A 14,522-nucleotide genomic window follows, 5' to 3' on the forward strand; every position below is an offset into this window, starting at 1 on the left:
CGCAGGCCGACCATCCAGTGTTGCACGCCGGAGGGCGCCGCAAAAAAGTCTCGGTGGACAGGCAACGTCATACTCGTCCCACACGTCTAGCTAGCGGGACGACTGTCCAGGGAGGGCCCATGCAGCGTGTCCGGTTTCTCGCCCGGGCCACCGCCCTGGCGGTGGTCGTGCTGGTCGGTGTCGGCGCCTGCGCGCTCGATCCGCAGGCGGAAGGCGCCGGGGGGAGCACCCCCGGCCCGGTCGGGCTGACGGAGGGAGCATCGGGGGCGAGCGCGTCGCCCACGCCGGAACAGCCGGTCACGTCCCCGTCGGCGCAGCCGAGCCGGACGGCCTCGCCGAAACCCTCCCGGTCGCCCGAGGCGACGAGGACGACGAAGCCCAAGCCGAAGCCGAGCGCGTCCGCCGGGTGCCCGCAGGGGGAGCACCAGCGGGCCGTGGAGACGTACCTGGCCCGGCTGGGCGGCTTCGGGACGCCGACGGTGGACGGCGAGCAGTCCGCCGCCGACTGCGCCGCGATCAAGAAGTTCCAGATCCGGTACGGGATCAGCCCGTCCTCCGGCCGCGCCGGGCCCACCACGTACGACGTGGCGAAGCGGCTGGCCGCCACCGACACCGCGCGCTGCAAGGCCGGTTCCCGGCTCACCTTCTGCGTCGACCTGACCCGGCAGACGGTATGGGCGATGCGCGGCGGCAAGGTGGTGATGGGACCGACGGTCACCCGCACCGGCATGTCCGGCTACGCCACCCCGGCCGGCACGTACTCGGTGGGCCGGAAGAACCCGCGCGAGTGGTCCAACCCGTACGAGGTGTGGCTGCCGTACTGGCAGCAGTTCAACGGCGGGATCGGCTTCCACGAGACCACCACCTACCTGCACAACGGCGCGATCGGCTCGCACGGCTGCGTGAATCTGCTGCACCGCGACGCGGTGCGTCTGTGGGAGCTGGGCTCGGTCGGCACCCGCGTGGTCGTGATCGGCCGCCGCCCCGGCACCTGAGCCCTGGAACCCGTCCCCACCCGTGACCGGAGCGCCCGGATCAGGGTTTTAACCCCTGTCCGCGCGCTCCGGTTGGTGTAACCCTGGAAGCCGGGTCCATGCCGGGACGGGGAGGGACTGTCATGACCGTCGACCAGGAGGTGCTTCCCGAGGACGAGCGGACGCGGCAGCAGGAGGTGCCCACGGCGGTCCTGCTCGCCTACGCGACCGCCGCCGCGGGGGTGTTCGGCTGGTTCCTGTTCGGGCTGCTGGTGCAGCAGCAGGGCTTCGTCGACTCGGTGGGTGAGGCGGCCGGTGCCGCGTTCGCGTTGCTGCTGGCCGTGTCGGTGATCGGCACGCTGCGCCGCAACGGGGAGTAGCTCACTCCTCCAGCACGGCTGCCGTGATCCGGTGCAGCGCGAACGTGTGCAGCATCTCCGTCCGGTCGTCCTCGGCGCGCAGGTAGCCGGCGCCGATGGACACCGGGCGGACCAGCCGGGACGCGGTCGCCCCGTGGGCGTCGACGTAGCCCACCCAGACCAGCGCCTTGTCCCGTACCGCCTGCTGGAGCACCGCCAGCGCGTCGCCGTGCCCGGACACGGGCGTGGGACCACCCGCCGCCGGGGCGCCGCGGACCACCGCCGGGGCCCGCCGTGCCGCCCGGGCCGCCGCCTCGCCCCGGCGGATCTGCTCCACCACGCCGAGCAGGCGGGGCATCGGCAGCTTCGGCGTGGCGAGCGGGTCGACCGCACGGCCGATCGCGGTACGGGCCGGCGCCCGCCGGGTCTTCGGCCGCGCCAGCACGGTCGCACCGCCGGCGTCCTCGGGCACCGGGGCGTACCCGGCGTCGCGCAACGCGATGAGCATCCGGTTGACCTGGTACGGGGTGACCAGCACCGTGGGCGCGAGCCGGCGGAACGCCAGCGGCTCCAGTCGCCGGTCCGCCTGCACCTCGGTGAGCAGTGCCTCGTCGTCGCTGCGCACGTACGCCCCGGCCGCTCCGACACGCAGCCCGCCGTGCTTGCGGGCCACGTCGTCGACCAGATAGGTCAGGCCCTGCGGCACCGGGGTACGCGACCGGCGGCGGAACAGCGCGTGCAGGTCGTCGGCGGTGTAGCCGGCGTCGAGCGCCCGCCGGATGCTCGCCGTGGTGACCCGGTGCACGCTGGCTCCGCCCGCCGACTCGTGCTCGGCCACCACGTCCAGTTCGGCGGCGAGCGCCGGGTCGGGCGGGCCGGGCACCACCACCGTCAGGTCGGCCTGCACCAGCACGTGGTCGACCGGGGCGGGCAGCAGCCCGTCCAGCGCCCGTACGGTCGTCGACGCGTCGCCCGACTCGGCGTCGGAGCGCAGCCCGAGCGGGTCGTCACCGCGCTCGTCGGCCTCGGTCAGCTCGGCGAGCAGCAGCCGCCCGTACGTGGTGAGCGCGCCGAGCCCGGTCACGCCGAGCGTGGCGGCCTCGGCGAGCACCTCCCGGTGCGCCGCCTCCCGCCCCCGGGCCCGCCGGGGCGCGCGCCAGTCCAGCAGTTCCAGCACCTCGTCGGTGGTCGGCGCGGTACCGGGCGGCAGGTCGGCCAGCACGGCCAGCACCGCACGCCGGGCGGCCGGCGCGCCGGCCCGTTCCGCCTCGGCGGAGAGCACCGAGATGGGCCGGTCCCGGTCGTCGCGCTGCCCGATCAGACCGGCCTGGCGGGGCATCGACATCCAGGCGCGGGCGAGCTGCTCCCATCGCTGGGCCAGCGACACCGCGCGCCACACCTCGTACCCGCCGGTGGGCAGGATCTGCTGGTCGCCGCCGTACCGGGTGGTGGCCGCGCCGGTCAGTTCCATCTCGCCGGTCAGCCCGGCCGCGTACGCCACCTCGAACAGCAGCGCGGTGGTCGGCTCGTCCAGGCCGAGGCCACGGGCGAGCCGCCGCAGGTCGCGTACGCCGACGCCGCCGGAGCGCAGGACCGGCGCCGGTTCCGCGGTCAGCGCCTCGAGCATCGCCTCGGTGTGCCGGACCATTTCCATGGTCTGCCCGGCTCCGGCCGAGTCGACGGACTTGACCTCGCGCGGCGGGCCGGACACCACCGGCGGGCTGGTGCGCAGCGGGCCGAGCGGGCCGGCGTCGCGGCGCAGCACCAGCCCCACCTCGCGGGGCAGTTCGACGGTGCCGTTGCGGCCGCCGGACATCCGGACCAGGAGCCGGTGCTCGACCAGCCAGCGGATCGGGGAGCCGGTCGGCGCGCCGCCGTTGACCAGGTCGGGCGGGAGCACGTCCTCGGCGCCGGTGGCGGGGGCCTCCAGCGCACCGGGGGCCACGGTCCCGACCGGCGGCCCGGCGGCGAGCCGGTCCAGGACCGCCCGGGCCGAGGGCGGCGCGGACAGCAGCGTCCGCCGCAGCTTCGCCGGGTCCGCGCAGAGTGCCGCCGCGCGCGGGTCCAGCTCCGCCGCCGGTCGGCCCAGCCCCGCCGGGTACGGGGACACCTCGTCGATGCCGCCGGCCACGCACAGGTCGTGCTCGGGGCCGTACAGCAGGAACCGGGCCCGGAGCCGGTCGACGGCGGCGCGGACCGCTGTCGGTGCGGGCGGCTGCGGCCCGGCGGTGGCCATGGCCAGGATCTGGTCGGTGGAGGTGGCGCCCTCGGGCCCCCGGGTGAGCCGGGCGGCGTCGAGGATCTGGAGGGTGAACTGGTCCAGCCCGTCGAGCGCCCGGGCCACGGAGACCCGGGACTGGGCGCGCAGGGCGAGGGCGGACACGTCGGCCGGCACCGGCACGACGAGGTCCGGCCGCAGCTGGAGCAGGGCGGCAAGCGACTCGTCGGGGAGGGCCCGCAGGTGGTCGGCGAGTGAGGTGGTCATCGTCGTACCACGCTAGCCCGCTGGGTAGGTTCTCGGCATGTCTCCGCTGATGGTCGGCTTCGACCTCGACATGACCCTGGTCGACTCCCGCCCCGGGATCGCCGCCGCGTTCCGGGCGCTCACCGCGCGCACGGGCGTGCACGTCGACGGGGAACTGGCCGTCTCCCGGCTGGGCCCACCGCTGCGTACCGAGCTGGCGCACTGGTTCCCGCCGGAGCGGGTCGAGGAGGCGGTGACTGTCTACCGGGAGCTGTATCCGGCGTACGCGATCACCCCGACCGTGCCGATGCCGGGTGCGGAGGCCGCGCTGCGCGCGGTGCAGGCGCGCGGCGGTCGGACGATGGTGGTGACCGCGAAGATCGGCCGGCTGGCGAAGCTGCACCTGGACCACCTCGGGCTACCCGTGGACGAGCTGGCCGGGGACGTGTTCGCCGAGCAGAAGGCGGTCGCGTTGCGCGAGCACGGCGCGACGCTCTACGTGGGCGACCACGTGGCGGACATGGCCGCCGCGCGGGCTGCGGGAATCCCGGGCGTGGCAGTGGCGACCGGCCCGTGCTCCGCCGCCGAACTGACCGAGGCCGGTGCCCGTGTGGTGCTTGATGATCTCGTCGAATTCCCGGCGGCGCTGGACCGGATCATCGGGCTAGCCTTGGAGGGGTAGACGGTTCGAGTGGAGCGGGGTTCAACAGGTGCCGACGGGTCGAGTGAAGTGGTACGACGCCGCCAAGGGGTACGGGTTCGTCACCAGTGACGAGGGTGGCGACGTGTTCCTGCCGAAGGGCGCGCTACCGGCGGGTGTCGCCGACCTGAAGGGTGGCCAGCGGGTCGATTTCAGCGTGGTCGACAGCCGTCGGGGCGCCCAGGCGATGGGGGTCAAGCTGCTGGAGGCGCCGCCGTCCGTGGCGGAGCTGCGCCGCCGGCCGGCCGAGGAACTCCACGGCCTGGTGGAAGACATGATCAAGGTGCTGGAGGCGAAGGTCCAGCCGGACCTGCGCCGGGGGCGCTTCCCGGATCGGAAGACCGCCCAGAAGATCGCTCAGCTGGTCCACGCGGTGGCGCGCGAGCTGGAGGTCTGAGGGACGAGCCCGGCGTCGGCGGCCCGGCCCAGCAGCGCCTCCACGGCGGCGAAGCCGGCCTCTCCCAGGTCGGCGGTGAACTCGTTGACGTAGAGGCCGATGTGCCGGTCCACCACGTCGGGCTCCATCTCCTGCGCGTGCGCGAGGACGTACTCCCGGCTGGCCTCCGGGTCGGCCCACGCCTGGCGTACCGACTCGCGGATCCAGGCGGTGGCCTCGACCGGGTCGACAGCGCCCCGGCGGGCCAGGATCGCGCCGAGCGGGATCGGCAGCCCGGTGTCGCCCTCCCACCACTCGCCCAGGTCGACCAGCGCGGTCAGCCCGTGCCGCGGGTAGGTGAAGCGCGCCTCGTGGATGACCAGGCCCGCGTCGTACCGGCCGGCGGCCACGCCCGGCATGATCTCGTGGAACGGCACCACCTCGATGCGCGCCGGGGCCTGGTCGGCCGCCCAGAGGCGGAACAGCAGGTACGCGGTGGTCCGCTCGCCGGGCACCGCCACCGTCGCGCCGGACAGGTCGGTCCGGTCACCCCGGGTCAGCACCAGCGGGCCGCAGCCCCGGCCGAGCGCGCCGCCGCAGGGCAGCAGGTGGTAGTCGTCGAGCAGCCACGGCAGCGCGGCGTAGCTGACCTTCACCAGGTCGAACGCCCCCCGCTCGGCGGCGGTGTTGGTGACGTCGACGTCGGCGTAGGTCACCTCGACCGGCGGCGCGCCCGGCACCCGGCCGTGCACCAGGGCGTCGAAGACGAACGTGTCGTTGGGGCAGGGGGAGATCGCCAGGGAGAGCGCCACGGTCCCACCGTAACCCCGGCGCCCGGCTGACCCGTCACCCCGTCCGGTGTGACGTCCAGCCGTCCCGGTGCAGCCGCTCGATGCCGTCCAGCAGCAGGTCCAGCGCGAACTCGAACTCGAACTGGTCGTCGCAGCCGGGCCCGACGACCGAGTCGCCGTCGTGGGACGCCGCGGTGGCGATGGCCGCGAGGTTCGGGAACCGGGCGGCCGCCTCCGGCGGCAGATCGGCGGGCGCCTCGGGCACCGTCGCGCCGGACCGGCCGGCCTGCCGGGAGGCGTCGAACAGTTCCTGGCTGAAGCCCAGCACCCGGCTGCCCAGCGCGTGCATGACGTGGTGGGCCAGGTCGGCGGAGAATCCGCCCGCCCGCAACGCGCCGACTGTGGAGTCGAGGTAGGCGAGCACGGCCGGTGTGGCGGTGGTCCGGGACTCGATCGCCAGCGACGCCCAGGGGTGGCGGAGCAGCACCCGCCGCGCCGACAGGACGCGCCGGCGGATCGCCTGTTTCCAGTCGCCGGCCACGGGTGGGTCGATCTCCCCGACCACGATGTCGATCATGCCGTCGAGCAGTTCGTCCTTGTTGGCGACGTGCTTGTAGAGGGCCATCGGCACGACGCCCAGGTCCTGCGCGAGGTTGCGCATGCTGAGCGACTCGATCCCGGTCTGGTCGGCGAGCGCGACGGCGGCACGCAGGACGCGGTCCCTGGTCAGCGGCGTCCGGCGCACCGTCTCCACCTGCTCAGCCATGTCGTCCCCAGTCCCTCCCGGTGGCCGTTGACACAGTAACCGTCTTGACGGGTGTACGCCGTACACCTAGCCTGGTCTCATCGCGGTATACGCCGTACACCTGGGAGGGAGCAGGGACATGAAGGCGATCGTGCAGGACCGGTACGGCCCTCCGGAGACACTCGCGCTGGCCGACGTCGAGACGCCCGAGCCCGGCCCCGGCGACCTCCTCGTCCGGGTCGAGGCCGCCGCGTTGAACGCGTGGGACTGGCATGCCATGCGCGGCGACCCCCGGCTGTCACGGCTGGCGTTCGGCCTCGGGCGGCCCCGGGCCCGCGTCCGTGGCCGCGACTTCGCCGGCCGGGTCGAGGCCGTCGGCGCCCAGGTGCGGCAGGTACGCCCCGGCGACGCCGTCTTCGGTGACCTCGGCGAGGCCGACGGCGCGTTCGCCGAGTACGTGCGCGTACCCGAGCACCTGGTCGCGCCGCGGCCGGCGAACCTGACGCCGGCGCAGGCGGCAGCCCTGCCGCTGGCGGGCGTCACCGCGCTCCAGGGGCTCCGCGACGCCGGACAGGTCCGGCCCGGTCACCGCGTCCTGATCAACGGGGCGTCGGGCGGTGTCGGCACGCTCGCCGTCCAGCTCGCGAAGGCGCTCGGCGCGACGGTGACCGGCGTGTGCCGCACCCGCAACGTCGCGCTGGTCCGTTCACTCGGCGCCGACCAGGTGGTCGACTACACCCGCGACGACTTCACCCGTGACGACCGCCGCCACGACGTGGTGTTCGACCTGGTCGGCAACCGTTCCCTCACGGCGTTGCGGCGCGCGCTGACGCCGACCGGAACGCTCGTGCTCTCCGGCGGCGGCGTCTACCGCGGCGGCAGCCTGCTCGGCCCGATCGGGCTGCTCGCCCGCGGACGGCTGACGGCACCGTTCGTCCGGCAACGCGTCGTCGTCCTCGCCACCTCACCCGGCCGGGCGCACCTCGACGCGCTCCGCGAGCACGCCGAAGCCGGCCGCCTCACGCCGGTCGTCGACCGCACCTATCCGCTGCACGAGGTGCCCGACGCCATCCGCTACCTCGAAGGCGAGCACGCGCGAGCCAAGGTCGTCATCACGATCTGAGGCCGCCGTCCCCAGCCCGGCGAGTTGTCCACAGGGTTGTCCACAGGTGGACGAGATCAGTGGAGGGCGGCAGCGGCGGCGGTGAGCGCGGCGAACGCCTCCCGCATCCGCCACGCGCTCCGGTCGCGCGGGCCGATCGGGTTGGAGACCGTCCGCAGCTCGGCGAAGGGCACGCCGGCCTGGGCGGCGGCGACCGCCACGCCGTACCCCTCCATGGCCTCGGCCACCGCGTCCGGGTGCCGTTCGGCGAGGGCCGCCGTGCTGGCGGCGGTGCCGGTCACCGTGCTGACGGTGAGCACCGTGCCGACCGTGGCCCCCGGCAGCGCGGCGCGCAGACGGGCCAGCAGGGCCGGATCGGCGAGCACGGTCCGGCCGCCGCCCAGCAGCTCGGGCGGCATGCCCAGGTCCTCGACCGGGATGAAACCGGCCGGTGACTCGGCACCGAGGTCGGCGGCGACGCTGCGATCGGCGAGCACCGTGCCGCCCACCGCGACCCGGCCGGCGAACCCTCCGGCGATGCCGGCGCTGACCACCGCCCGGTACGGCCGCCCGGCCGCCTCGGCCAGCGCCAGCAGCCGTGCCGTGGCGGCCCCGGCGACGGCCGGGCCGACCCCGACCGGCAGCACCGTCACATCCGGCGGCACTGTCACGTCCGGCGGCGCCGGTGCGGTCGATGCGGTGAGGCCGGCGCGGATCGCCTCGGCCTCGGCCGGCACGGCCGTGACCACGAGCAGACCGGTCACGCCACCGGCCCCCGGGGGTCGCGCCGCTCGGTGTCCTCGACGCCGCCCGGCCCGCCCACCGAGGAGGACGGCCGGTAGATGTGGAAGCCGGGCGGGGCCAGCCCGTCGTCGTCCGCCGGCCCGGAACGCTGGGGCGCCGGTGACGTGGGCGCCGGGTCGTCGAACGAGGTGACGGCCGGTTCGTCGGCCCGGGTGGCCTGTTCCGCCGCCAGCTCCTCGTCGCCGAGCGGCCGGCCGGCCAGGTGCTCACCGCGCAGCTTGCCGGCGACCAGCACGCCGCGTACGGCCACCAGCGCGGCGACCGTGGCGGCGACGCTCACGCCGATCAGGCCGGTGAACGGCACCAGCCCGAGCCCGCCCCCGGCCACGAACGCGAGCATCAGCGCGGTCTCCGAGTGCGCGAACGAGCTGGCGCGCAGCCGCTCCGGGATGCGCTCCTGGATCGAGGCGTCCACCGCGAGCTTGGCGATCCCGCTCATCATCGCGGCCACCAGGCAGAGCAGCGCCACCATGGGCAGCGAGAACTTCAGCGCGGCGAGCACCGCCACACCGGCCACCACGATCGTGCCGCTGGACTGGAGCGCTGTCGGCCGGTGGATGCGCAGACGGGTGCCGAGCGCGGTGGCCAGGAACGTGCCGACCGCCAGCGCGCCGCCGACCAGGCCCAGCGCGCCCTGGGCGCCGAGGTCGCGGCCGAAGAAGTCGGTTGTCAGGTCACCGGCCTTGATCGCGAAGGCCAGGAACAGCAGCAGGAAGCCGTAGAGCCCGCGTAGCGCCGCCGCGCCGATCAGCGTGGCGATCACCAGCCGCCCGCTGGGGCGGCCCCGGCCCAGCGGGCGTTCGCCGTCGCGGCGGCGCATCGCGCGCAGCGGGTGCGGCATCCGCTCCGGCGGCTCGGAGTCGGCCTTCGGCGGCAGCCGCAACGAGATCACCATGCCGATCAGGAAGATCACCGAGGCGACCCGCAGCGGCCACTGCGGCCCGAACCAGAACGCGGCCAGCCCGATCGGCGCGACGAGCGCACCGGCCACCGTGCCGTAGACGCTCGCGCGTGCCCCGACCTGGGACAGCCCCAGCCCTTCGGGGAGCAGCCGGGGGACCGCCGCCGAGCGGGCCACCCCGTACGCCCGGGAGAGCGCGAGCACGCCGAACGCCGCCGGGTAGAGCCCGAACCCGCCGATGTAGTCGGAGATCAGCCAGGCCAGGAACGCCCGGCCGAGCATGGTGGTGGCCAGCGCGTACCGCCGGCCGTGGCGGAAGTGGTCGAGCAGCGGGCCGACCACCGGGGCGAGCATGGCGAACGGGACCATGGTCACCAGCAGGTAGAGGGCCACCTTGTTGCGCGCCTCGCCCAGCGGCACGTCGAAGAAGATCGTCCCGGCCAGGCCGATCGCGATGAGCGTGTCACCGGCGCAGGAGAGCGCGTGCAGGTCGAACAGGCGGACCATGCCCACCTCGTTACCCGCGCTGCGGGCCCGGGCGGTGCCGGCCCGCCGGGTCATCCAGCGCCCGCCGTGCAGCGAGCCCCGCAGCAGCAGCCGGGTGGCGCGGATGCCGGTGCCGACGGTCCGCCCGAGGAAGGAGCGGCCGGAGCGGGAGGACAGCGCCATGCGTCCCATCCTCGCCCATCCGATCCGCGTGTGCCGCATCACCCGGAGAGAATGACTCCGGGGAGTGCCTGTCGCCCGTGGACGGGCATGGGGAACAATGGTCCGGTGACCAGGCCCGCCTCCGCCCGCGCTCCCCGGCTCGACCAGGTCTGCGCCGCCGCCGTCGAGGTGGCCCGCGACGCGATCACCGAGGTGGAGTCCACCGACATCGGCGATCATCTCCAGGCGGTCGCCGAGGGCGACCGGGTCGTCACCCACTACTTCGAATGCCGGATGGCCGGTTACCGCGGCTGGCGCTGGGCCGTCACGGTGACCCGGGTGCCGCGCAGCCGGCACGTCACCATCTGCGAGACGGTGCTGCTGCCCGGCCCGGACGCGCTGCTCGCTCCCGGCTGGCTGCCCTGGCAGGAGCGGCTCAAGCCGGGCGACCTGGGCCCGGGTGACCTGCTGCCCACCCCGGCCGACGACGAGCGGCTGGCCCCCGGCTACCTGCTCTCCGACGACCCCGCAGTGGAGGAGACCGCCTGGGAGCTGGGCCTGGGCCGGCCCCGGGTGCTGTCCCGGGAGGGCCGCGCCGAGGCCGCCCAGCGCTGGTACGACGGCGACCACGGCCCGGACGCCGCGATCTCGGTCGCCGCGCCGGCCGCCGCCCGCTGTGGCACCTGCGGTTTCTACCTGCCGCTCGCCGGTTCGCTGCGCCTGGCGTTCGGCGCCTGCGGCAACTTCTACGCCCCGGACGACGGCCGCGTGGTGAGCGCCGACCACGGGTGCGGCGCGCACTCGGAAACGATGATCGAGTCGGCCGAGACGCCCGTCGACGAGCTGCCCACCGTCTACGACGACAGCGCGGTCGAGGCGATGACCGTGAGCCGGGCCCCGGGTTCGGTGGAGGCGGCCGAGCCGGCGGAGCCGTACGGCCACCCCTGACGGGTCAGCGCTGTCGCTGCGCGGCAGCCGCGCGTCGGCGACGCCGGTTTGCGTCGTGCCGCATCATCACCGCGAGGCCGGGAAAGCCCCACAGGAAACCGGCCAGGCAGGTCCAGAGCCAGTTCTGACGCCCGGATTCGGTGAGCCAGTCCCGGAAGAAGACCAGTAGCACCAAGCCGGCCACCGCCCAGGCGATCAGCCCTGCGACGGCGAACGGCACCATCGGCGGGTCGAGCGGCTCCGGCCGCGGCTGTTGCTCCTGTGACACCGGCCCAGCGTACGTGATCGTTCTTCCCTGTCCGCCAGGTGATCTGGGACGATGCGCGCGACAAAACCCGGCCGATGACCTAGATGAGGAACCGATGTCCATTGCTCCGCCGCCGGATGACGGCACGCCGCCCGATCCCGCGCATCCACGAAACGCCTTCGACCGCTTCTTCCTGATCTCGGCGCGCGGGTCGACGCTGAGCCGGGAGCTGCGAGGCGGCTTCGCCACGTTCTTCACGATGGCGTACATCGTGGTGTTGAACCCGCTGATCCTCGGCAGCGGGAAGGACGGTGACGGCCGTTCGCTGGCCATTCCGGCGCTCGCCGCGGCGACCGCACTCGTCGCCGGCCTGATGACCATCCTGATGGGCGTGGTGGCCCGGTTCCCGATCGCGCTCGCGGCCGGCCTGGGCGTGAACGCGCTCGTCGCCTACGAGATCGCGCCGCAGATGACCTGGGCGGACGCGATGGGACTGGTGGTCATCGAGGGTGTGCTGATCGGCATCCTGGTGCTCACCGGGTTGCGTACCGCGGTGTTCCGCTCGGTGCCGACGCAGCTCAAGACCGCGATCGGCGTCGGTATCGGTCTGTTCCTGACCATCATCGGCCTGGTCGACGCCGGTTTCGTCCGGCGCGTGCCGGACGCGGCGAACTCCACCGTGCCGGTCGGGCTGGGCATCAACGGCAAGATCGTCAGCTGGCCGATGCTCGTCTTCGTGGTCGGCCTGCTGGTCACGCTGGTCCTGGTGGTACGCCGGGTCCGGGGCGCGATCCTGATCGGCATCCTGGCCTCCACCGTGCTGGCCATCGTGGTCGAGGCGGTCGCCAACGTCGGCCCGTCGTTCGTCGACGGCAAGCCGAACCCGAAGGGCTGGGCGCTGAACGTGCCCGAGTTGCCCAAGCAGATCGTGGACCTGCCCGACCTGTCGTTGCTGGGCCAGTTCAACGTGCTGAACTCGTGGAGCCGGGTCGGCTGGCTGGTGCCGCTGATGTTCATCTTCACGCTGCTGATCACCGACTTCTTCGACACCATGGGCACGATGGTCGCGATCGGCCAGGAAGGGGACATGCTCGACGAGACGGGCACCCCGCCGAAGGCCAAGGAGATCCTGCTCGTCGACTCGATCGCCGCCGCCGCGGGTGGCGCGGCCTCGGTGTCCAGCAACACGTCGTACATCGAGAGCGCCGCGGGTGTCGCGGAGGGTGCCCGGACCGGTGTGGCCAACCTGGTCACCGGCGCGTTGTTCCTGCTCGCCATGTTCCTGGCGCCGCTGTCGCTGATCGTGCCGTTCGAGGCCGCCTCGACGGCGCTGGTGGTGGTCGGCTTCCTGATGATGACGGCGGTCCGCACGATCGACTGGACCGACTACGAGATCGCCATCCCGGCGTTCCTCACCATCGCGCTGATGCCGTTCACCTACTCGATCTCGAACGGCATCGGGGCCGGCGTGATCAGCTTCGTGCTGCTGAAGGTGGCCAAGGGTAAGGCCCGGGAGGTCCACCCGCTCCTGTACGCGGTCGCCGCGCTGTTCATCCTGTACTTCCTGCGCGGGCCGATCGAGTCCGTGGTGCTCTGACGCTGGTGAGCCTGGTCATAACGCATGTCGTTAGCCAGGCTCATTAGTTAAGCTAACTAGTGTGACGGAGCGGACGGTGACGGCGAAACGCGTGCCACCGGCGCAGCTGGCTCCTCAGCTGCGAGATGCGATCACCCGGCTCAACCGGCGGGTCCGACAGGCCCGGCCGGTCGGCGACCTCACGGTCACCCAGCTGTCGGCGCTCACCAGCCTCAATCTGGCGGGCGCCCTCACGCCGCGGGAACTGGCTGATGTCGAACGGGTGCAGCCGCCCACGATGACGAAGATCGTCGCGAAGTTGGAGGAGCGCGGCCTCGTGCAGCGCACTCCCCATCCGACCGACGGACGGCAGGTCATCCTGGCGGCGACCGAAGGGGGAAGGGCCGTACTCGACCAGTTCGAGCGGGCCCGTAACGAGTGGCTGGCCACCCGGCTGGCCGCGCTGACCGAGGACGAACGCGAAACGCTACGGCGGGCCGCGGACATCCTCCAGGGCATCGCTCGCGCCTGACACCGCCGCCCGCGGTTCGCTTCGTCAGTTGTGGATGAAGCGTACCGACGCGAGGAGGCGCACCTAGAGTGCAGGCCAAGCTGAGCACGATGTTCCAGTCCCTACGAGTCCGTAACTACCGGCTCTTCGCCACCGGACAGCTGATCAAACTGATCGGTGTCTGGATGATGTTCATCGCCCAGGACTGGCTCGTCCTCGAGCTCAGCGACAACTCCGCGACCGCGCTCGGCGTGGTCACCGCGTTGCAGTTCACCCCCGTACTCCTGCTCACGCTGCTGTCCGGCCGGCTCGCCGACCGCTACGACAAGCGGATGCTGCTCTTCGTCGCCAACGCGTTCTGGACCGTGCTCGCGCTGGCCATGAGCATCCTGGTCCTCACCGGCCTGGTGCAGCTCTGGCACGTCTTCACGTTCGCCGCCCTGCTCGGCGTCTCCAACGCGGTCGAGACACCGGTCCGGCAGGCGTTCGTCTCCGAACTGGTCGGCATGCCGCTGCTGCCGAACGCGCTCTCGCTCAACGCGGCCGTGTTCAACTCCGCCCGGATCGTCGGCCCGGCCGTCGCCGGCCTCGCCATCGCCGTCGTCGACGTCGGCCCGGTCTTCCTGGTCACCGCGCTCAGCTCGATCGCCCCGCTGGTCAACGTGGTCCGGATGCGCACCGACGAGCTGCACCGCAAGGAACTGCCGCCGGTCGGCGAGCGGGACCAGGCCCGGGTGGTCGACGGCCTCCGGTACGTGGCGCGGCGGCCCGACATCCTGCTGCCGATGGTTCTCATGTCGGTGATCGGGATGAGCCTGTTCAACTTCCAGCTCACCCTCGCCGCGCTCGCGAAGACCGTGTTCAACACCGGCGCCGCCTCGTTCGGCCTGTTCAGCACCGCCCTCGCGGTCGGTGCGCTGGTCGGTGCGCTGGCCGGCACCGGACGGCGCAGCCGGCCCTCGGTCTGGCTCGTGCTCGGCGCCGCGATCGGCTGCGCCGTCTTCGGCACGCTGGTCGGGCTCGCCCCGGCGTACTGGCTGGTCGTGACGCTGCTGCTGCCCGCCGGGTTCTTCATGATCTACTTCGCCCAGGCCGCCAACCAGCGCGTGCAGCTCGGTGTCGACGCGTCCTTCCGGGGACGGGTGATGGCGCTGTGGGTGCTGGTGTTCCTGGGCACCAACCCGGTCGGCGCGCCGCTGATCGGCTGGGTCGCCGAGACGTACGGCGCGGGCGCGAGCATCTGGGCCGGCGGCCTGATCTCGCTCACCGCCGCGCTGCTGGCGCTCGCCTGGCAGCTGCGCCGCTCCGGCGCCCGGCTGCGGATGCGGGTGCTGCCGATGCCCCGCTTCTACGTGGTGTCGCCCGGAGCCAAGTAG

Annotated in this window: 15 protein-coding genes; 9 read left to right on the forward strand and 6 right to left on the reverse strand. The window is 73.4% G+C overall.

Annotated features, from left to right (window positions below):
- The first annotated feature begins 119 nt into the window (after positions 1-119).
- Entirely contained in the window at positions 120-995 is an 876-nt protein-coding gene (locus V6U82_RS21795; protein ID WP_334464021.1) for a L,D-transpeptidase family protein, read from the forward strand.
- Between the two features lie 122 nt (positions 996-1,117).
- Positions 1,118-1,354, forward strand: a complete 237-nt coding sequence (locus V6U82_RS21800; protein ID WP_128137788.1) for a hypothetical protein — start codon at positions 1,118-1,120, stop codon at positions 1,352-1,354.
- Between the two features lies 1 nt (position 1,355).
- Here V6U82_RS21800 and V6U82_RS21805 read toward each other — a convergent pair whose 3' ends face one another.
- Positions 1,356-3,818 (reverse strand): helicase-associated domain-containing protein, encoded by a 2,463-nt coding sequence (locus V6U82_RS21805; protein ID WP_334464023.1) that lies wholly within the window; start codon positions 3,816-3,818, stop codon positions 1,356-1,358.
- A 37-nt stretch (positions 3,819-3,855) separates the two neighbouring features.
- On the opposite strand from V6U82_RS21805, the gene V6U82_RS21810 reads away from it, so the two are divergent.
- Together V6U82_RS21810 and V6U82_RS21815 are read left to right on the forward strand one after the other, a co-directional pair.
- Positions 3,856-4,479: an HAD family hydrolase gene (locus V6U82_RS21810; protein ID WP_334464025.1), complete on the forward strand. Its 624-nt coding sequence runs from the start codon at positions 3,856-3,858 to the stop codon at positions 4,477-4,479.
- 28 nt (positions 4,480-4,507) lie between these two features.
- Positions 4,508-4,894: a cold-shock protein gene (locus V6U82_RS21815; RefSeq protein WP_026267952.1), complete on the forward strand. Its 387-nt coding sequence runs from the start codon at positions 4,508-4,510 to the stop codon at positions 4,892-4,894.
- On the opposite strand, the gene V6U82_RS21820 is transcribed toward V6U82_RS21815, so the two are convergent.
- Both V6U82_RS21820 and V6U82_RS21825 read right to left on the reverse strand, forming a co-directional pair.
- Positions 4,855-5,685 carry a 1,4-dihydroxy-6-naphthoate synthase gene (locus V6U82_RS21820; protein ID WP_334464027.1) on the reverse strand — a complete coding sequence of 277 codons (831 nt, stop codon included), beginning with the start codon at positions 5,683-5,685 and terminating at the stop codon, positions 4,855-4,857. The genes V6U82_RS21815 and V6U82_RS21820 overlap by 40 nt on opposite strands.
- Before the next feature lie 34 nt (positions 5,686-5,719).
- On the reverse strand, positions 5,720-6,430 hold the full coding sequence (locus V6U82_RS21825; protein WP_334464028.1) for a TetR/AcrR family transcriptional regulator: 711 nt from the start codon (positions 6,428-6,430) through the stop codon (positions 5,720-5,722).
- A gap of 118 nt (positions 6,431-6,548) precedes the next feature.
- Here V6U82_RS21825 and V6U82_RS21830 point away from each other — a divergent pair, with 118 nt between their 5' ends.
- Positions 6,549-7,532, forward strand: coding sequence for an NAD(P)-dependent alcohol dehydrogenase (locus V6U82_RS21830; RefSeq protein ID WP_334464030.1), 984 nt, complete (start codon positions 6,549-6,551; stop codon positions 7,530-7,532).
- 56 nt (positions 7,533-7,588) lie between these two features.
- Here the strand turns inward: V6U82_RS21830 and V6U82_RS21835 are convergent, their stop codons facing one another.
- Both V6U82_RS21835 and V6U82_RS21840 read right to left on the reverse strand, forming a co-directional pair.
- A complete protein-coding gene (locus tag V6U82_RS21835) occupies positions 7,589-8,275 on the reverse strand; it encodes a futalosine hydrolase (RefSeq protein WP_334464033.1) in 687 nt (228 codons plus the stop codon).
- Positions 8,272-9,885: an MFS transporter gene (locus V6U82_RS21840; protein ID WP_334464036.1), complete on the reverse strand. Its 1,614-nt coding sequence runs from the start codon at positions 9,883-9,885 to the stop codon at positions 8,272-8,274. Before V6U82_RS21840 ends, V6U82_RS21835 begins: the two co-directional genes overlap by 4 nt.
- An 87-nt stretch (positions 9,886-9,972) precedes the next feature.
- Here V6U82_RS21840 and V6U82_RS21845 point away from each other — a divergent pair, with 87 nt between their 5' ends.
- Positions 9,973-10,812: a DUF3027 domain-containing protein gene (locus V6U82_RS21845; RefSeq protein WP_128138000.1), complete on the forward strand. Its 840-nt coding sequence runs from the start codon at positions 9,973-9,975 to the stop codon at positions 10,810-10,812.
- Between the two features lie 4 nt (positions 10,813-10,816).
- On the opposite strand, the gene V6U82_RS21850 is transcribed toward V6U82_RS21845, so the two are convergent.
- Complete coding sequence (locus tag V6U82_RS21850; RefSeq protein ID WP_047892542.1) at positions 10,817-11,080, reverse strand: DUF2530 domain-containing protein; 264 nt, start codon at positions 11,078-11,080, stop codon at positions 10,817-10,819.
- A 94-nt stretch (positions 11,081-11,174) separates the two neighbouring features.
- On the opposite strand from V6U82_RS21850, the gene V6U82_RS21855 reads away from it, so the two are divergent.
- The 3 genes from V6U82_RS21855 (at position 11,175) to V6U82_RS21865 (ending at position 14,522) form a co-directional block, all read left to right on the forward strand.
- Positions 11,175-12,656, forward strand: coding sequence for an NCS2 family permease (locus tag V6U82_RS21855; protein WP_334464044.1), 1,482 nt, complete (start codon positions 11,175-11,177; stop codon positions 12,654-12,656).
- Between the two features lie 61 nt (positions 12,657-12,717).
- Entirely contained in the window at positions 12,718-13,167 is a 450-nt protein-coding gene (locus V6U82_RS21860) for a MarR family winged helix-turn-helix transcriptional regulator (RefSeq protein WP_030274920.1), read from the forward strand.
- 68 nt (positions 13,168-13,235) lie between these two features.
- A complete protein-coding gene (locus tag V6U82_RS21865; RefSeq protein WP_128138002.1) occupies positions 13,236-14,522 on the forward strand; it encodes an MFS transporter in 1,287 nt (428 codons plus the stop codon).

It is taken from the genome of Micromonospora sp. CPCC 205554 (assembly GCF_036902745.1).
Classification (GTDB): Bacteria; Actinomycetota; Actinomycetes; order Mycobacteriales; family Micromonosporaceae; genus Micromonospora; species Micromonospora tulbaghiae.